Origin of the sequence: Tetragenococcus muriaticus DSM 15685 (assembly GCF_000423785.1) — a bacterium.
Lineage (GTDB): Bacteria > Bacillota > Bacilli > Lactobacillales > Enterococcaceae > Tetragenococcus > Tetragenococcus muriaticus.
Genome location: NZ_AUIQ01000015.1, coordinates 16,036 through 35,069 on the forward strand (window position 1 = coordinate 16,036; position 19,034 = coordinate 35,069).

The window sequence follows — 19,034 nt, forward strand, 5'->3', positions numbered from 1 at the left end:
TAAAAATTGAGGTGACATACATTGAGCATTACAACATCAAGAAGACTGATGCATTTAATTTCCATCTCTGGATTTCTTGCTCTAATTTTTATAGCGATTTATTTTTACCAGACTGGAGTTTTTGATAGTCTGCAGAGTTTACAAGAGTTTGTTGGTCAAGCCGTATTTTGGGCTCCCTTTTTGTTTATCTTGATTCAAATTTTACAAGTCGTTATTCCAATTCTTCCAGGTGGTATTTCATTAGCTGCTGGCGTATTGCTTTTTGGTCCTTTAATAGGTTTTTTATATAATTATATAGGGATTTGTATAGGTTCTTTAATTTTATTTTGGCTAGGACGGCAATACGGCAAGCCGCTTGTATTACGTTTAATAAATGGAAAGACTTATTATAAATATATTCATTGGCTAGACAACCAAAAACGTTTTGATCGTCTTTTTACTGTAGCTATATTTTTACCTATCGCTCCTGATGATGCTTTATGCTTAATGGCCAGTTTAACCAAAATTTCTCTAAAGAAATTTACTTGGATTATTTTGTTAGCCAAACCAGTTTCTGTCTTCTTGTATAGCTTTATTCTAATATATGGAAGTGAACAAATTTTTCAATTTTTGCGATAAAAAATGGCAAGCTATAACCACATGCTAAACAAAATTTTTGCTAGTCACTTAAAATCATGCTATAGTACATGAGGTAGCTGTTATAAAAAAATTAAAGGAGGGATGTATATGACGTTTAAAAAAGAAGATTTGGCTTATCGAATCGCTTTTGATACGAATACAAATCAATTTATGGCAATCGACTCGAAAAATGAAGACCATGTAGCCTATGGTGTAACGATTGAACTTGCAATCAAAAATCTAAACGCTGAAAAATCTCACGTATAGAAAGGACGCCCACATATGAATGCGACTGTTTCTTCCTATTGAAACTGTTAGTAGTAACGCCTTGTTTTTACTGCTAACAGTTTTTTTGTATACAAAAAAAGACGCTCAAGGAACGCCTTTTCTATTGAATATCATCTTTTTTACTTTAGTGCAAACCTCTCTTGATCACAAAATTGTATTTAACACATTAAAAGCATTGATTTACAATCGTTCGTTTAACTCTTCTGCCAAGTCTTCGTAGCCCGGTTTACCTAACAAGGCAAACATGTTGTTTTTATACTCTTCTACTCCAGGTTGATCAAATGGATTGACACCATTTAAATAACCTGAGATTCCTACAGCAATTTCAAAGAAATACATCATGTATCCTAATGTATACTCATTCATTTCTGGAATCTTCAACACTAAGTTTGGAACATTCCCATCTGTATGCGCCAACAAGGTTCCCTCAAAGGCTTTAGTGTTCACAAAGTCGATGCCTTTTCCTTCTAGATAACCTAAACCATCCAAATCAGATTCTTGTGTTGGAATTGTTACGTTTTTGCGTGGTTTTTCCACTTTGACAACCGTTTCAAACACATTACGTGTGCCATCTTGAATTGTTTGTCCAATTGAATGAAGGTCCGTCGAAAAATTAGCACTAGATGGATAGATCCCTTTTTGGTCTTTTCCCTCTGATTCACCATATAATTGTTTCCACCACTCGGAAAAATATTGCATTCCTGGCTCATAGTTAACTAATATTTCAATCGCCTTATCTTTACGGTGTAAAATATTACGTAAAGCAGCATATTGATAGGCTTCATTTTTCTTCAAATCAGCATCTGAATACTCTTTACGGGCATCCGCAGCTCCTTGCATCAAAGCATCAATGTCTGCTCCGCTAACAGCTATAGGCAGCAATCCAACAGGTGTTAATACCGTAAAACGTCCGCCAACATCATCTGGGATGACAAAAGTTTCCCAACCTTGTGCATCTGCTTCTTCTTTTACAGCACCTTTTTTACGGTCAGTTGTCGCATAAATCCGTTTATTTGCTTCCTTTTCACCATATTTATTAACTAATAATTCTTTAAACACACGAAAAGCAATCGCTGGTTCAGTCGTTGTGCCAGATTTTGAGATCACATTTACTGAAAAATCTCGATCTCCTATCATTTCAATTAAATCTGCTAGATAAGTAGAAGAAATTGAATTCCCAGCAAAAATCACTTGTGGTGTTTTCCTTTGTTCTTTTGATAGTGCATTATAAAAAGAATGCTGTAAGAAATCAATCGCCGCACGGGCGCCTAGGTAAGAGCCGCCAATACCAATAACGACTAAAACTTCTGAATCCGATTGAATTTTTTGTGCCGCTTTTTTAATACGAGAAAACTCTTCTTTATCGTAATTTTCCGGTAAATCAATCCAACCTAAGAAATCATTTCCTGCGCCTGTTCCGTTTCTTAATGCTTGGTCTGCTGCAGTTACTTGGTTTTGTATATAATCAAGTTCATGTTCGTTAACAAAAGGAGCTACGTTTGAATAATCAAATGAAATATGTCCCATGTTACCTCCTCCTAAAAAAGTAAAGTAGTAATGTACATTACTACTTTACCTTTTTTTTGATATTTTTTCAAGTACACACTATCTTAAACAAGACCTTGTTCTGTCATAGCTTTGGCAACCCTACTAAAACCAGCAATATTCGCTCCGAGCATAAAGTTCTTTTCTGAGCCATACTCTTTAGCAGCATCGCGAGTGCTTTCATAAATATTTTTCATGATCGTATTTAATTGTTTATCTACGTCTTCTTTTTCCCATTGTAAGCGCTGTGCGTTTTGACTCATTTCTAATGCTGAAACCGCAACGCCTCCAGCATTAGCTGCTTTTCCTGGGCAATAGACTACATTTTGTGCCATAAAGTATTCAGCAGCTTCTATTGAACAAGGCATATTCGCACCTTCTGCAACAACTCTTACACCGTTAGATACCATTGTTTGTGCTTGAGTCTCATCAATTTCATTTTGCGTAGCACATGGGAAAGCTAAGTCATAATTTGCTTTTAAATCCCATACGTTTTCATCTTTATGATATTGGGCTTGTGGACGTTTTTGCGCGTAGGCAGTCAAACGATCGCGATCTACTTCTTTCACTTGTTTTAATAAGGCTAAGTCAATTCCTTCTTCATCATAAATGTAGCCATTGGAATCTGAACAAGTAACCGGTTTGCCACCTAGTTCTTGTATTTTTTCAATTGCGTAAATCGCGACATTACCGCTCCCAGAGACTGCAGCTGTTTTTCCTTTTAGATTTTCATTTCGATCAGCTAACAAATGCTTAACGAAGTAGACTGTTCCATAGCCAGTAGCTTCTGTTCGGCCTTTACTACCCCAAAAATCTAATGGTTTTCCAGTTAAGACGCCCGCGTCATATTGTTTTATGCGTTTATACATGCCGTATAGATAACCAATTTCACGAGGACCTACACCAATATCTCCAGCTGGAATATCAGTATTCGGGCCGATATATTTAGCTAATTCCGTCATAAAACTTTGACAAAATCGCATAATCTCAGCGTTTGATTTTCCTTTAGGATCAAAGTCGCTTCCACCTTTCCCCCCTCCAATAGGTAAACCAGTTAAGCTATTTTTAAAAATTTGTTCAAAAGCCAAAAACTTCAAAATACTTAAATTCACACTAGGATGGAAACGCAATCCTCCTTTATAAGGTCCTAAGGCTGAATTAAATTGAATTCGATAACCTCGATTAACCCGCCAGTTTCCTTCATCATCTTGCCAAGGAACGCGAAATTGCAAAATGCGTTCAGGCTCTGTCAGCATTGCTAACAATTGATCGGCTTCGTAAGAAGGGTGTTTATCTAAAAATGGTTCCACCGTAGATAAAAATTCATCTACCGCTTGTAAAAACTCAGTTTGGTACGGATCTTTATTATGAATTGCTTTTTGTACCGCAGTAATTGCATCATTTGCTTTTGTCATAAAAATACCTCCTAATGTTCTTTATCATTTTAGCAGAAAACTTTTTTAGGCGCATCATATTTTTGCAATTTTCAAATAATTACTATGAAATCAATTATCGTTGGTAAACATAAATGACTTCATAGTAATTATTTGCTATCTTCTGAGCTAAAACTGGAAACCAGTGTCCCATTCAAAAGTTAACCCAAATAACTAAGCTAAATTTATACGGTAATATCAGCCATCGTTCCTGCCACTACAGAAATGAGATCTTCTGGTGCTAGTTCGATTTGCACACCACGTTTACCTGCTGAAACCAATATCGTATCAAAGTCTTGCGCGGATAAATCGATATACGTTGGAAAATTCTTTTTCATTCCAATTGGTGAACATCCACCTCTAATATACCCAGTAGTTTTTTCTAAGTCTTTTAAATGTAGCATCTCTACTTTTTTATTTTGACTTATTTTTGCAAGCTTTTTTAAATCTAGTTCTTCATCACCAGGAACCACAGCTACAAGTATGCCCGTTTTATTTCCTACAGCTACTAAGGTTTTAAAAATTTTTTCTATCCTTTGATCAAGCTCTAAAGCGACATGCGCAGCACTTAATTGGTCTTCTGTCCAAGGATATTCATGCTCTTTATAAGAGATATTACGTTGTTCAATTAGACGAATAGCATTTGTCTTTTCTTTTTTCTTTTTACTCAATGAAATGCTCCTAATCATTCATTTTGCTAAAATGGACTAATTGCTGAATCTTCTTTTATACGTAAAGTTTCCAAATTAAATTGGAGCTCATCGATTGGAATTTGTCCGGGCGCTGAATTTTGTCCATTTTCCAAAGATCCAAACGTAAGAACCGAGCCAGTGACTTCGCCTGCAATCCTCGTGATTTTCCCAAGATCCCCCATGGATATCGTTGCAATTGGTAATTCATTAAAGGCTCTAGCTTTAGAAACAATGTTCATCATGCGCAAAACATCTTCTAAACTGTGTGGCATAGCAGCAATTTTTCCAATATCTGCCCCAAATTGGTTCATTACCCCAATTCGATAAATCATTGTTGCATCTTCGGGCGTCTCTTTGTAATCATGGCTACTCATAATAATTTTAGCTCCTTGAATTTTTAAGTCTTGGACGAATTTACGCCCTAAAAATTCGACTTTTCCAAATTCAATATCCATCAAATCCACTTTTTGTGTACTTGCGGCTGTTAAACATAAATCATGATACATTTTCAAAGAAACAGGACGACTCCCTCCTTCTTCTACCGAACGAAAAGTAAACAAAAGAATTTTTTCTGGTAAAATACCAGCAATCATATCCAAAGTTTCCATTATCTCTTCAATCTCTTCGCTCTCACTAAACAAATCTGCTCGCCATTCTACAATCTCAGCTACAGATTGTTTCGCGAGATTCGCTTGCTCTGCTACTTCTTCTGTCGTTTTTCCAGTAATAGGTACACACATTTTAGGAGCCCCATTCCCTATTTTTACATTTTTTAACTCTAACAAGAAGCACACCTCCGTTAATCCTTTTTGATTTGGTAAAAATAAACCTTTAAATAGTCTCCCGCAGGATAGGCCGAATCAACGACGAAATCTTGAGGAAGACGAAATTTTTTAATTAGCTTATAGCTAACATTTTCATTTTGCAGGGCCTTTTCAATCATATTTTGAAATTTTTTTGATGTCACATTAGCTGCGTTAGAAGAAGCCATAATCACACCTTGGTCTTTTAAAATAGCTATACTAGACCTAACTAGTTCTCCGTAATCTTTAGCCACACGAAAAACTTTTTTCTTATTTCTAGCAAAACTAGGTGGATCTAAAATAATACAATCAAAAGTAAGCTGTTTTTTCTTTGCATATTTAAAATACGCAAAGGTATCCATGACATGAATTGTTTGTTTAGAAAGATCAATTTGATTAGCTAAAAATTGTTCCTGTGTCTTTTTTAAACTACGTTTAGCTAAGTCCACGTTTGTAGTAGTGTTTGCTCCCCCTGCTGCCGCTGCAATTGAAAAAGCCCCAGTATAACTAAACATGTTCAAAAGATCTTGATCTTTAGCAAAACCTTCTGCAAATAGCTTTCTTACTTCACGTTGATCCAGAAAGATGCCTGTCATTAAGCCTTCATTTAAATAAACAGCATAATTTATATTATTTTCTTTAATGTAAAGTGGTTCAGGAGCGCTTTTCCCCCAAAGAAGGCGTGAGTGCGATTGATCTGTAGGAAAACGAAGTTTCTCATAAATGCCTTTTATTTCAGGAAACACTTCTTTAAAGGCTGTGATAATCTTCTCTTGTTTATGATATAAAGTTTGATTATACCAAGAAACAACGGCAAAATCTGCATATTTATCAATTGTTACACCGCCTAAATGATCTCCTGCCCCATTAAGTAAACGAAAGGCATTTGTTTTTTCCTCTTGATAGTAGTTTTCTCGTTTTTTTCTTGCTTTAAAAAAAAGTTCTACAAAAAAAGCGTAATCAAGGGGGCGATCGTTCGTTGTTAAGCACCAACCCACACCATTATTTTGGACGCCAAGATATCCTTTAGCAACTAAATTTTGTTGTTTATCAACAAAATTGATCCACTGATTTTCTTTTATTGGATCAAGCAGATCTCGTTTTTGTAATAATGGATAACCACGTCTTATACGCTTTGCCGCTTGTTGTGTCACTTTAATTTCCATGTATTCACCCTATTGATTTTTATTTTCTTACAAACAAGTATACCAAATCCTACATTTTTTGTCTTTTACAAAAAAATTGATAAGAAAAACTTAATTCGTTCCTCTACTTTCCAATTTTATTGACAGTCAAATAAAGACTTTAGTAGAATAATATTGATGAATGAAAACAATTGAATTTGTTTTCACGACGTATGTCAGAAAGTGAGGAACAAACTTTTGAAGAACGTAAAGATACCAAATCTTCTAAATACAAGATTAGGCTTTTTTGGCCTATTAGCGATCTTATTATGGACTAAAAATATTGCTGCTTATTTTACAGAGTTTAGTCTAGGGGTAGAAAGTGCAATTCAATACTTTATTTTATTGATCAATCCTATAGCGACGACTTTATTTTTACTATCCATCGCTTTATATATAAGAAGGACAAAAGCATCTTATTTTGCCATGCTTTTGATTTATTTCTTAACTACCGTCTTACTTTTTGCTAATATCGCCTATTATCGTGAATTCACCGATTTTCTTACCATTAATACGATTTTAGGTGCTGGTCAAGTTGCTGGTGGTTTAGCAGGTAGTACATTAGAATTATTAAATTTTAGCGATATTTTCTATTTTATTGACTTTATTATTTTAGGCGTTGCGTTGGGTATGAAAAAAATTAAGTTAGACCAACGGCCCATACGAGCTAGAACAGCTTTAGCTGTCACAGCACTTGCTGTCATGGTTTTTTCAGGCAACTTATTTCTGGCGGAAACAGATCGTTCAGGATTATTAACCCGAACTTTTTCCCGCGATTATCTGGTTAAGTACCTTGGGATTAATGCTTTTACTGCTTACGATGCCGTTCAAACTTATCAAACAACTCAAGTACGTGCTCAAGCAAGCGCCAATGATATAGATGAAGTCGAAGATTACGTGAATGAACATTATGCTGAGCCCAATGATGAATTGTTTGGTATAGCAGAAGATAAAAACGTCATCTACATCCATCTAGAAAGTGTACAACAATTTTTAATTGATTACGAACTAGAAGACGAAAATGGTGAACAACACGAGGTAATGCCATTTATTAATAGTTTATATCATGATAATAGTACCTTTAGTTTCGATAATTTCTTCCATCAAGTGGCGGCCGGAAAAACAAGTGATGCTGAAACATTGATGGACAACTCTCTATTTGGTTTAAACCAAGGTTCCTTTTTCACCCAATTTGGTGGAAAAAATACTTTTGAGTCAGCTCCAAACATTTTAAACCAAACAAAAGATTACACTTCTGCCGTTTTCCATGGAAATGCAGGAAATTTTTGGAACCGTAATGAGGTCTATAAGCACTTTGGTTATGATTATTTCTTTGATAGTAATTATTATGATGTAACTGACGAAAATTCTTTCCAATATGGTTTGCATGATAAGCCATTCTTTGAACAATCAGTACCTTATTTAGAACACTTACAACAGCCTTTCTATTCAAAATTTATTGCTGTGTCTAACCACTATCCTTACGCTGAATTTACTAATGATGAAGCTGGATTCCCATTGGCAGACACACCAGATGAAACGATTAACGGATATTTTGCTACTGCTAATTATTTAGATACAGCTGTCGAAGAATTCTTTGATTATCTGAAAGAATCGGGACTGTATGAGAACTCAGCTATCGTTTTATACGGCGATCACTACGGTATTTCTGATGGGCGTAATGAAAACTTGGCAGAGTTGCTGGGTAAAGATAGTGAAGATTGGGATGAATATGATAATGCACAAATGCAGCGTGTCCCTTATATGATTCACATCCCTGGTCAAGATAATGGTGAAATCAATCATACTTATGGTGGCGAAGTTGATGCCATGCCGACCCTTTTACATTTACTAGGTGTAGATACCAAAAACTATATACAAATGGGACAAGACTTATTATCAGATGAACATCAAGAAATAGCTGCAATGCGCGATGGTTCTTTTGTGTCCCCTGACTATACAAATTATTCTGGCACGCTTTATGATAATGAAACAGAAGAACCTATCGAGTCTCCTTCAGAAGAAGAGCAAGAAACTGTTGACCAATTACAAAACACTGTCAATGAACAATTGGAAACTTCGGATAAAGTAACTCAAAGAGATCTCCTTCGCTTCCATAACGAAAGTGGTCTTGAACCAATCGATCCAAATGATTATGATTACACAAATATCGATGAACGTCTTCGTAACATAGAAGAAGAATTGGGTGATGATTCTACTAGTATCTATTCAGAAAATAATAATGAATCGACAGCAGATGAATACGAGTCAAAAAGTTATCAAGAATATCATCCTGAAGTACAAGAAGAGCTAGAAGAAGAAAATAACAATAATGGTAGTCAAGATAGAGAATAATTTAAAAAATGAAACACCTACATCATATGATGTGGGTGTTTTTTTATATTTTACTACAGCTTATTCATATTTTTTTCAAATTCGTTTTATATAATGCGGTCAAGAAGGTGATACTCATGTCTTTTTCAAAAATTGCTCTAGCCAGTTTAAAATATCATCGACGTATAACCGCTTTTTATATCTTTTTTTTAAGCATTTTATTCATATTATTTTTCATCATTGAAAGTTTACAAATTTCTTTGCCTTATATCTATGAACATGTAGAAAGATTACTTTCTTCTTCTGGATACTCGTTAGAAAGGCAAACTATTTTGGCCTCTATTCAAGAACCAACTGAAACAGTGAACAATTATTACCATCTGTTCAAAAAAATAGCCATTATTTCATTTAGCGTTTTATTTGTCCTTTATTTTTTTATTTGTCAGTTAGTAAAAGATAAAGAACTTCTTGTATGGAAACATTCAGGAAATACAATGTTTTCTTGGCTGCGCCTTAACCTGTTAGAATCATTTTTTCCCTTAATTTTTCTTATTTTGATTTTTATTTTACTTACTATGATTTTCCAACGATACTTTGTCGAAATGATTTTATATCAACATTTTAAAATTATTGAATCTGTCAGCAATGTAGACACTGTCACCGAACAGTTGGAGCAAACTCAATTGGGTCAGCTTGTCACTCGTTTTCCCCGTACAAACCAAGCGTTGATTCAATCCATTTTACTCCCTAGTCAAGAATGGACAAAAATATTTTTCTTGTCTATTGGAAAAACAATTCGAAATATTATTTTCTTACTTTTTTCAGCCCAAATCATTACAATAAGCACGTATTATTATTGGAGGTATAAGCTTTGAAACAAATGATGAATGTAAAGCAATTACCTGCTGGTTTTTATCTTGTTACAACAAAAAAGTATCAAAACAATCTCTTAGCTCAACAACCTAAACAATTTATTGGTGAAATTACTGGGAAATGGGAACAGTTACCTTACTTATCCCTAAAAGAAAATCTCCTTTTGGGAGTAGACAAACCTAAACAAACAAGACTTTTATCTTATATTAAATTAACTGAACTTAACTCAATAATCTTTAGCAAAAAAGAGAAGGAGCTGACTCAATTTGATAAAATAAGATTGCAGTTTGTTCACCTATTATTAAAAAGTACCTCTGTCATCTATCTTCATGATTGCTTTGGTTCACTAACTATTAATCAAGTGCAGTGGCTTTTAAAATTTTGTTTTCACTTATCCCAAAAACATTCCCTATGTATCTTATTATTTAGCCAAAACAAGCAACTTCTCCAATCCCCTTATATAGATGACATTTTTTAATAAGCTGAATTTGCATAAAAACCCAAATTAGCGTAAGTCTGTAGTGGCCCCAAAAAGTTAGATCAAAAATTAACTTTTGGAGGTCGACATATTCCACTAATTTAGGTTTATTTTTTTATCTATTATTCAGCTTCTTTCTCCGGATCGGTATCAGGAAAAGTGATAACAAAGCTCGTCCCTTGATTTGGCTGACTGTATACCTCAATTTTACCTTTATGCATATGAACCAATTGTTGAACAATCGGAAGCCCTAAGCCTGATTCACCAAATTTTTTATTTTTTCTTGACGGGTCAATTTTATAGTAACGTTCAAATATATTATTTACTTGTTCCTCTGTCATTCCAACGCCTGTATCCGTGATAGTAACGGTTGTTTCTAAATAACCCTTTTCGATTTTTAATCGAATTTCGCCATTTTCAGTAAATTGAATAGAATTTTGAATAATATTAACGATAATTTGTACAAAACGGTCATAATCAGCAAAAATCGGCACATTTTCTGTTGTTTCTAAAACTAATCGATCATTAGCAGCTTCTGCTTTTTGTTCCATTTGTACTAATATTGATTGTAATGCCTGTGTTCCATCAAATTTTTTTACAACTATAGAGATTTGGTTGGTTCGAATCTTTTCATAATCTAAGTTCTCATTCACTAGACGAATTAAGCGATTTGTCTCGTTTTTCATTAAACCAATCGCATTATCCTTCTGATCTTCTGGAATCGCTTGGTATTGCAGTCCCTCTAATATTCCATTAATCGTAGTTAAAGGGGTGCGCATTTCATGAGAAGCATCTGCCATGAATTGTCTACGTCGTTCTTCTTGCCGATTAACCTCTTCTTGGGATTTTTTTAACGAATCGGTCATTTTATTAAAGTCCTCAGCCAACTCATCAAATTCGTCCCGATTACGTGATGGCAATACATTATCAAAATTCCCATTGGCAATCTCTCGAGTCGCTTCTTTCATTCGATTAATCCGCCTTACTTGGATCTTAGCATATAAAAAACTGATGATTAAGGCCACAATAACAGATAAGACAAATCCCTTAAGTAAATTATTAGTAAACTCTGCCACCGAATTTTTCACATTTTGAGCAGACTGCGTCACAATTAAAGCTCCGTAAAATTCATTATCCAAATTAAAGGGAATCATTGCATAGGATGTTGCCTCCTCTTCTCCAAAAATATTCGTACTCGCTGTCACCTGCTGCTGTTGTCCCGCACGCAAATTTTCCCAATAATCATCAAATGAAAAAGTAATTGGCATTTCTGTCGAAGTAGGATAAAGAACTTCTCTATCATCTGTAATAAACGTAAAGTGAACATTTTGCTGATTCAATATGGCTTCAGAGCGATTCAGCGAATCCCGAGTTACTGATTCTAATGAATAGGTTGGTAAATTTTCATTGATTTCTTCTACCACTGCATCAGCATAACCGAAAAGTTGTTGATAGTTATTTTCTTCAATCGTTTGTTTTGTCATTTGAGTAAAAGAAATCCCTAACGTTACTAATGTTACTAGGATTACAACCCAAAAAGCTAGTAATTGTTGATATAAATAGCGCATCATTCATCCCCTGAATCATCAAACTTGTAACCAACGCCCCATACTGTTTGTATAACTTGAGGGCCGATCTTTTCAACTTTTTGGCGCAACTTTTTAATATGCGCATCCACTGTCCGCTCATCTCCAAAGTACTGATAGTCCCATACTAATTCAAGTAATTTTTCACGAGAAAATACTTGGCGTGGTTTATTTGCTAAAGTATATAACAAGTCAAACTCTTTAGGTGTTAAGTCATTAATTTCTTTTCCATTCAAAAAAGCTTCTCGCGTCTTTGTATTCATTTGAAAATGAGAAGTTTGCACATCAAATTCTGCATCGCTTTGTGTTGTCGTATCAGAAGACACATTTGTTAAATCACTACGACGATGAAGAGCTTTCATCCGAGCAATTAAAGTTAAGGGGCTGAAAGGTTTAGTCACATAATCATCCGCTCCAATTTCTAACCCGATCACTTGATCACTTTCAGAATCTCTAGCTGTCAACATAATCAATGGGACTACACTTGAAACTTCACGGATTTTGCGAGCTACGACCATGCCGTCTACTTCTGGTAAATTTAAATCCAAAATAATCATATGCCATTTTTGTGGATCTTCTAAAAAAGCGTCAATTCCAGCTTGTCCATCATATTTATAAGAGACTTCCCACCCCTCATTCAAAAAAAACATTTGCATCATTTCACAAACTGACTCATTATCTTCAATCATTAATATGTTCACGTTGCCCACCTCTTGTTTTATACTCATGTTTTTCTTAGTTTCATCTACTCAAAAAAGATAATTCATAAAATAACTAAGAACTTTACTTAATCTTTTCTATTTATTTTTATTTTACCACTAAGGCAAGTTCTTTCTACCACAAAGATTATAGCATTTAACCTAGAAAAATTGTGGTAAATTTTAGCTACTCTTTTATTAGTATACTCCAAATTAAATAATGCACCAACCGATTATTTAATTCTTTGAGAAACCTTTGTATTTTATTTGTTTAATAATTGTATTGAAAGTATGATTTTTTTCATCCTTATCTTTTGCTCCTACATCGCTTTTTTTTCTCTTCTATTAATAAAATATGATATAATTAAACTAGCAAATATGAAAGCGCTACAAAATTTAGATTTGGAGGTGCTAATAGTGAACCAAAAGCAAGCTGCTTTGTTTTTATACCTCTTGGAAGATTTAGTTTTTGACAGAGATTTTCTTCTTCAGCAAAGTGTAGTATTTGAAGTTAACGGACGTTTAATTACTGGTGAATTTTTCTCTGAAGAATCTTTTTTTGCCCCTTTTATAAGTCCAGAAGATCAATACGCTTTCAAGGAATCATTTGTCAGTAGAACAATGCCTTATAATGGCGTGACCGATTACAATAAGCCCCAAATTCAAAACGATTTACAAAAAGACTTGCCCTCAACCTTTGAAAAAATGAAATCTTTTATTTTAGACCATAAAAAGTACCCCGAATTAGAAAAATTGAGAACAACTATCGCTGACGACGCTGTTATCCAAAAGGTACAATTTTTAGAGCTCACGGATCAAACGTTCCCTTTCTTCATTTTTCCAAAAGAGTCAACCTTCGAACCTGTTTCTTTGCTGTTTGAGCTTTATTAAGGCGATAGTAAAGATTACTTTGATTTCGACCCAGTTTTAAACTTAAGTAGTCCAGCGAAAGCAAAAATACCCAAATCCTTTTTCAATTAGGATTTGGGTATTTTTTGCAAAGCTCTGAAATCTCCATATGGAGACGGCGGGAGTTGAACCCGCGTCCAGACATATCGCCGCTTGAATATCTACACTCATAGTCACATAAATTTAAATTCGCTTTATAAACCGCTATGCGACAAGCCGTTTATAAAGCTAGTCTGATCATCTCTTCATTGACTTCCAGACGGAAAGTCAATGCGTATCCCACTAAAGTTGAGACCCTGATTCGACACATGGGCGATGCCGAGAGGATCTACGCTAGCTGTTTTTACGCAGCTAAAGCGTAAGAATTGTTATTGTTTTTAGCAGTTATATTTAACTGAGCGTTTTTACGTAGACGCAACCTACGAAATGCAATTCAAGCTCGATCTATGCCTGTCGAATCCGTAACGTCCCCTTAATTAAAGGGCTCTATAACCAATGACTATTTTATCATAATTTGTATTTTTTTCAAGTAATTCGTCTCTTTTCGAAAGTAAATACAATTTCACTTTTCATTTATAAAAAACAGAGGACAAAATTTATCCTATGATAAAAAAGGAGACAGCCAGGATAAATCTGTGCTCTGAGCTCCTTTCAGATCATAGGTTTCTATAAAGTTATGCATAAGTCATTTTCTCTTATACAGCTTTTGTGTGTAATATAACTTATTTAATTTGTAATAAAAACCAATCTCTTTGTAATCCATGCCTATGTTATTATTTAAATTAGAGGGGGACGAGTACATGGAAGATATTTTCTTTGCACCATTCGATTGGTTATATCGTCAAATCTCTGGTGGCAGTTATTGAATAACCGCTCGAAAAAATATTAAAAAGAGTCTGGATTAAAAATTTCAACAATAATCGTTCATAAATTATCTTTTATCATTCTATTAGATTTTATATCATAAAAGTTCCAAATCTAGGAAAGATAACTTATTAAACACCATTGCTGAAAAATAACAATCCAGGCTTTTTTCATTCAAAATACGTTGACTAATTTTTCACAATAAGCTTCAAGGTAGTTTTGATCCGTTTGATTATAACGATTTAGTTCTTGGCTATCGATATCAAGAACTCCAAGTAACCTCCCATCCTTTATCATAGGCACTACAATTTCGGATAAAGCCTCGGAATCACAAGAGATATAATTTTTATGTTCTTTGACATTTCCTACAATGACTGTTTGCTTTTCAGCAGCAGCTTCACCACAAACCCCGTTGCCTAGTTGAATTCGCGTGCAGGAAACCTTCCCCTGAAAAGGGCCTAATATTAACTCATTTTCATTAAACAAATAAAATCCAGCAAATATCGTTTTCGGAAGAGTCATATTTAATAGAGCCGTAGCATTAGCTAAAGTGGCTAACCAATGCGTTTCATCTTTTAACAGCTCTTCTTGTTGTGATAGCATCATTTCATATGACTTTTGTTTTTCTTCTTTATTTTCCATAAACTATCTTTCTCCTTTATTTTAATTCCTAAAAGAATGTAATGGCGCGGGAATACTACCACCGCGCTGTATAAATTCAGCAGAACTAGCATCGTTAATTTTCATTACTGGAGCTGATCCTAGCAAACCTCCAAATTCAATATGATCGCCAATGTGTTTACCTTTAGCCGGGATAATGCGTACGGCTGTTGTTTTATGATTAATAACGCCAATAGCTGCTTCGTCTGCAATCATTCCACTGATCGACTCCGCAGATGTATCCCCTGGGATTGCTACCATATCTAGACCAACAGAACAAATAGCTGTCATAGCTTCAAGTTTTTCTAAATTTAAACTTCCTGCTTTCACACCATCAATCATTCCGGCGTCTTCGGATACAGGAATGAAGGCTCCTGATAAGCCTCCTACATGATTACAGGCCATAACGCCACCTTTTTTCACAGCGTCATTTAATAAAGCAAGCGCAGCAGTTGTTCCATGCGTTCCTACCGTCTCTAATCCCATTTCTTCTAAAATTTCGGCTACGCTATCTCCAACAGCTGGAGTAGGCGCTAACGAAAGATCGACGATACCAAATGAAACCCCTAACCGCTTAGAGGCTTCTTGTCCTACTAATTGACCCATACGAGTAATTTTGAAAGCTGTCTTTTTTACAGTTTCAGCTACTACATCAAAAGGTTCACCTTTCACTTTTTCTAACGCTCGTTTCATTACACCAGGACCGCTCACTCCTACATTAATAACAACGTCTTCCTCGCCAAAACCATGAAAAGCACCGGCCATAAATGGATTATCTTCAACTGCGTTTGCAAATACTACAAGTTTAGCACAACCTAAGTCAGATTTTTCCGCAGTTTGTTTAATCACATCCCCCATCGTTTGCACAGCATTCATATTAATTCCAGCTTTCGTTGAACCAATATTTACGGAAGAACAAACATAATCCGTTTCAGCTAACGCTTGTGGGATAGATTCAATGAAGGCTAATTCTGATCCCTGAAACCCTTTTTCCACTAGAGCACTATATCCTCCAATAAAATCTACGCCTACTTCTTTAGCTGCACGATCTAAAGCTCGAGCGTATTTAATACAATCAGCACTTGTTGCTTTAGCAGCAGAAGCAATGGTAGCAATAGGTGTAATAGAAATCCGCTTATTAATAATCGGGATGCCATATTCTGTTGCGATTTGCTCACCAACACTTACTAAGTTTTTAGCACAACGAGTAATTTTTTGATAAATTTTTTCACAAGCTATCTCAACATCCGCATCAATACAATCTAACAAAGAAATACCCATTGTAATTGTCCGAATATCTAGGTTATCTTCTTCTATCATTCGAATGGTTTCAAGGATTTGCTTGGTTTCCATACTCTATCTCCTATCCTAACTTATGCATCGCATTAAAAATTTCTTCATTTTGGATGCTAATTTTTATTCCTAATTGTTGACCTGCTTTGTCTAATTCGTCTCGAATAGACTCAAAATTAACTTGTTTATCCATTTCTAAAATCATCATCATTGTAAAGTAATCTTGCATAATTGTTTGTGTAATATCTACAATATTTATATTTAACGCAGCCAAGTGTTGGCTTACATGTGCCACGATACCTACTTTATCTTTGCCAATTACAGTTAAAACTGCCCGCATGTTTATTCCTCCCTTATATCTCCTTTATTGTAACATAAGTGAAATTTCCTAAACTGTATTTTATCATAAGAAACTTTCATTTTTACACCTATTTAAAAATACTGAGATATAAACAAAAAGATAATTGCCACATAAGCTTTTCCACTTATACGGCAATTATCCACACATTTATTTAAATTATTATCTAATAACCATTACGTTACAAGGCGCATGATTTACTACAAAAGCCGTTGTAGAACCAACTAAAGCTTGAGCGATAGCCCCTTTACCCGTTGAGCCTATAACAATTAAATCAATTTCGTGCTCTTTCGATAAATCCATGGCAATCATTTCTTTAGGGGAACCAATTTCTACAATACGCTCAATACTTTTTACTCCCGCTTGTTCAGCAATTTTTATTTTCTCATCCATATCTTCTTCAATGCTTTGTTGCTCATCTTTTAATAACCGCGAAAAAGCATAAGCACTAGTGGTCAGTTCAACATCATTGATAATCCAAGCCAAAAAAACAGTCGCATCATTTCGTTTGGCGATTTCGATTGCCTCATTAAAAGCCTTCTCTGATTTTTCCGATCCGTCAATAGCAACTAAAATTCGTTTGTAAGTATCCAGCATTGTAAACGCCTCCTTCTTTTCTTTATTATATCATTACTGCAAATAATTACCATAGTATTTTATTATACATGTCAGCAAATCTAGCTTTCAGCAGCTGAGCATGCTAAAATAAATAAGACTATATACGAAACGAGGGAGCCTATTGGTTGAATATTTAGAAGTAGGAAAAATTGTAAATACACAAGGAATTAAAGGGGAAGTCCGTGTGATGTCGTTAACGGATGCCCCTGAAGAACGTTATCACAAAGGAGCAAAGTTGACTGTTTTTCTTAAGGATCAAGAACCTATTGAACTAACAGTCGCAAGCCACCGAAAACATAAAAATTTCGACTTACTGTCTTTTGAAGGTTATCCTTCTATCAACGACGTTGAAGTTTTTCGTGATAGTATATTAATGGTGCCCAAAACTGAACTTTCAAAGGTAAATGAAGATGAATATTATTACTATGAAATCATAGGTTTAAGTATTTATGAAGAAAACGGAGAAAAATTAGGGGAAGTAAAAGAAATTCTTTCCCCTGGAGCAAACGATGTTTGGGTAATTCAAAGACAGGGGAAAGCAGATGCTTTAATTCCTTTTATTTCTTCTGTAGTAAAAAAAATTGACCTAGAGAATCAAAAAGCTTATGTTGAAATTCCAGAAGGGTTGTTAGACGATGAAAATTGATGTATTAACGCTATTTCCAAAAATGTTTGAAGGACCTATGGGAGAATCGATGATTGGCAAGGCTCAAGAAAATGGACACTTGGAAATCAACATATCGAACTTTCGAGATTACTCAGCAAATAAACATCATACGGTAGATGATTATCCCTACGGTGGAGGAGCGGGCATGCTTTTAAAAGTACAGCCTATTTATGATAACTTGCAATCCATAAAAAAATCGTCACCTGACACTAAAAAAAGAGTCGTTTTGTTAGACCCTGCAGGAACTCCATTTAATCAAAAAATGGCAGAAGACTTTGCGCAAGAAGAGCATCTGGTTTTCATCTGTGGACATTATGAAGGTTATGATGAACGTATTCGCTCTCTAGTAACAGATGAAGTTTCGATTGGCGACTATGTGCTAACTGGTGGAGAATTAGGTGCAATGGTAATGATCGATGCCACTGTTCGATTATTGCCAGAAGTATTAGGCAATGAGCTTTCAGCAAAAACAGATTCCCATTCAACAGGTTTGTTGGAACATCCACAATATACAAGGCCCGCTGTTTTTAATGAAATGGAAGTTCCCGAGGTTTTGAAAAATGGAAATCATAAGTTAATTGAACGTTGGCAGTTAAAAGAAGCTTTACGACGTACATGGATACGTAGGCCCGATATGTTAGAAAGCATAGAATTAACAGATGAAATGAACACACTTTTGAAAGAAATTAAGCACGAACGATAAGGAAGCAGTAGCTGTAGTAAACTTGTTTTTATTGATGGAGGTTATTCTATTGTCAATAGGTATTTCCATGCTTTTTACTTTTATTGTCGCCTTCATAGGCGGAAAGCTTGGGCAAAGATTAAATTTCCCAGCCCCATTTATGATCGGTAGTATGCTAGCTGTCATGCTTTTTTCTGTACTTACAAATAAAGCTTTTTTCCCTCAAGAGGTCAAAGTAATTGCCCAAATCGCCGCCGGAATTTTTATTGGACAAAAGCTTACTCGCTCGGATATCATCCATTTAAAATACGTCATCAAACCAACGCTTTTATTATTAATTCTTTTAACAATCAATACATCCTGAATGATTTATAAATTTTTCCAAGAATGATTCAATCATTGGTATGCTCATTTTTCTAAAAGTTTAGTTGCTTCACCTTCTGGGTGTACA

General features: G+C 34.9%; 20 protein-coding genes and 1 other RNA gene. 9 read left to right on the forward strand and 12 right to left on the reverse strand.

The window, feature by feature from the left end:
• Positions 1–21 precede the first annotated feature (21 nt).
• Both G577_RS0103965 and G577_RS12250 read left to right on the forward strand, forming a co-directional pair.
• Entirely contained in the window at positions 22–618 is a 597-nt protein-coding gene (locus G577_RS0103965) for a TVP38/TMEM64 family protein (protein ID WP_028790067.1), read from the forward strand.
• Between the two features lie 108 nt (positions 619–726).
• Positions 727–885 carry a hypothetical protein gene (locus tag G577_RS12250; protein WP_169357981.1) on the forward strand — a complete coding sequence of 53 codons (159 nt, stop codon included), beginning with the start codon at positions 727–729 and terminating at the stop codon, positions 883–885.
• A 201-nt stretch (positions 886–1,086) separates the two neighbouring features.
• On the opposite strand, the gene G577_RS0103975 is transcribed toward G577_RS12250, so the two are convergent.
• The 5 genes from G577_RS0103975 to G577_RS0103995 form a co-directional block, all read right to left on the reverse strand.
• Positions 1,087–2,433, reverse strand: a complete 1,347-nt coding sequence (locus G577_RS0103975; RefSeq protein ID WP_028790068.1) for a glucose-6-phosphate isomerase — start codon at positions 2,431–2,433, stop codon at positions 1,087–1,089.
• 83 nt (positions 2,434–2,516) lie between these two features.
• Entirely contained in the window at positions 2,517–3,866 is a 1,350-nt protein-coding gene (gene gdhA, locus G577_RS0103980; protein WP_028790069.1) for an NADP-specific glutamate dehydrogenase, read from the reverse strand.
• 203 nt (positions 3,867–4,069) lie between these two features.
• Positions 4,070–4,555, reverse strand: a complete 486-nt coding sequence (gene ybaK, locus G577_RS0103985; protein ID WP_028790070.1) for a Cys-tRNA(Pro) deacylase — start codon at positions 4,553–4,555, stop codon at positions 4,070–4,072.
• Positions 4,556–4,581: 26 nt separating this feature from the next.
• Entirely contained in the window at positions 4,582–5,361 is a 780-nt protein-coding gene (aroD, locus tag G577_RS0103990) for a type I 3-dehydroquinate dehydratase (protein WP_038022772.1), read from the reverse strand.
• 14 nt (positions 5,362–5,375) lie between these two features.
• Positions 5,376–6,545, reverse strand: a complete 1,170-nt coding sequence (locus G577_RS0103995; protein ID WP_028790072.1) for a class I SAM-dependent rRNA methyltransferase — start codon at positions 6,543–6,545, stop codon at positions 5,376–5,378.
• Between the two features lie 216 nt (positions 6,546–6,761).
• Between G577_RS0103995 and G577_RS0104000 the strand changes: the two genes are divergently transcribed.
• The 3 genes from G577_RS0104000 (at position 6,762) to G577_RS0104010 (ending at position 10,248) form a co-directional block, all read left to right on the forward strand.
• Positions 6,762–8,918, forward strand: a complete 2,157-nt coding sequence (locus tag G577_RS0104000; RefSeq protein ID WP_028790073.1) for an LTA synthase family protein — start codon at positions 6,762–6,764, stop codon at positions 8,916–8,918.
• A gap of 116 nt (positions 8,919–9,034) precedes the next feature.
• Positions 9,035–9,772, forward strand: coding sequence for a hypothetical protein (locus G577_RS0104005; RefSeq protein WP_028790074.1), 738 nt, complete (start codon positions 9,035–9,037; stop codon positions 9,770–9,772).
• The gene (locus G577_RS0104010) at positions 9,769–10,248 is read left to right on the forward strand and encodes a hypothetical protein (RefSeq protein ID WP_028790075.1); all 480 of its coding nucleotides are present in this window, start codon (positions 9,769–9,771) and stop codon (positions 10,246–10,248) included. The genes G577_RS0104005 and G577_RS0104010 overlap by 4 nt, the downstream gene beginning before the upstream one ends.
• 122 nt (positions 10,249–10,370) lie before the next feature.
• Here G577_RS0104010 and G577_RS0104015 read toward each other — a convergent pair whose 3' ends face one another.
• Complete coding sequence (locus G577_RS0104015) at positions 10,371–11,816, reverse strand: ATP-binding protein (RefSeq protein ID WP_028790076.1); 1,446 nt, start codon at positions 11,814–11,816, stop codon at positions 10,371–10,373.
• A complete protein-coding gene (locus tag G577_RS0104020) occupies positions 11,816–12,535 on the reverse strand; it encodes a response regulator transcription factor (protein WP_028790077.1) in 720 nt (239 codons plus the stop codon). The genes G577_RS0104015 and G577_RS0104020 overlap by 1 nt, the downstream gene beginning before the upstream one ends.
• Positions 12,536–12,910: 375 nt before the next feature.
• Here G577_RS0104020 and G577_RS0104025 point away from each other — a divergent pair, with 375 nt between their 5' ends.
• Positions 12,911–13,423, forward strand: a complete 513-nt coding sequence (locus tag G577_RS0104025) for a hypothetical protein (protein ID WP_155988485.1) — start codon at positions 12,911–12,913, stop codon at positions 13,421–13,423.
• 125 nt (positions 13,424–13,548) lie between these two features.
• Here G577_RS0104025 and ssrA read toward each other — a convergent pair.
• The 5 genes from ssrA to G577_RS0104045 all read right to left on the reverse strand — a co-directional run bounded on the left by ssrA (position 13,549) and on the right by G577_RS0104045 (position 17,213).
• Positions 13,549–13,913: a transfer-messenger RNA gene (ssrA, locus tag G577_RS11765) on the reverse strand.
• 566 nt (positions 13,914–14,479) lie between these two features.
• Positions 14,480–14,947, reverse strand: a complete 468-nt coding sequence (locus G577_RS0104030) for a GAF domain-containing protein (RefSeq protein WP_028790079.1) — start codon at positions 14,945–14,947, stop codon at positions 14,480–14,482.
• Between the two features lie 21 nt (positions 14,948–14,968).
• Positions 14,969–16,318, reverse strand: a complete 1,350-nt coding sequence (locus tag G577_RS0104035; protein WP_028790080.1) for a PFL family protein — start codon at positions 16,316–16,318, stop codon at positions 14,969–14,971.
• A gap of 10 nt (positions 16,319–16,328) precedes the next feature.
• On the reverse strand, positions 16,329–16,598 hold the full coding sequence (locus G577_RS0104040; protein ID WP_028790081.1) for an ACT domain-containing protein: 270 nt from the start codon (positions 16,596–16,598) through the stop codon (positions 16,329–16,331).
• Positions 16,599–16,778: 180 nt separating this feature from the next.
• Positions 16,779–17,213 (reverse strand): universal stress protein, encoded by a 435-nt coding sequence (locus G577_RS0104045; RefSeq protein WP_028790082.1) that lies wholly within the window; start codon positions 17,211–17,213, stop codon positions 16,779–16,781.
• Positions 17,214–17,355: 142 nt separating this feature from the next.
• On the opposite strand from G577_RS0104045, the gene rimM reads away from it, so the two are divergent.
• From rimM to G577_RS0104060, 3 genes are read left to right on the forward strand one after another with little or no spacing between them, the layout of a single operon-like run.
• Entirely contained in the window at positions 17,356–17,880 is a 525-nt protein-coding gene (rimM, locus tag G577_RS0104050) for a ribosome maturation factor RimM (protein ID WP_028790083.1), read from the forward strand.
• Positions 17,870–18,604, forward strand: coding sequence for a tRNA (guanosine(37)-N1)-methyltransferase TrmD (gene trmD, locus G577_RS0104055; RefSeq protein WP_028790084.1), 735 nt, complete (start codon positions 17,870–17,872; stop codon positions 18,602–18,604). The genes rimM and trmD overlap by 11 nt, the downstream gene beginning before the upstream one ends.
• Before the next feature lie 49 nt (positions 18,605–18,653).
• Complete coding sequence (locus G577_RS0104060; protein ID WP_028790085.1) at positions 18,654–18,947, forward strand: AbrB family transcriptional regulator; 294 nt, start codon at positions 18,654–18,656, stop codon at positions 18,945–18,947.
• Positions 18,948–19,034: the final 87 nt, after the last annotated feature.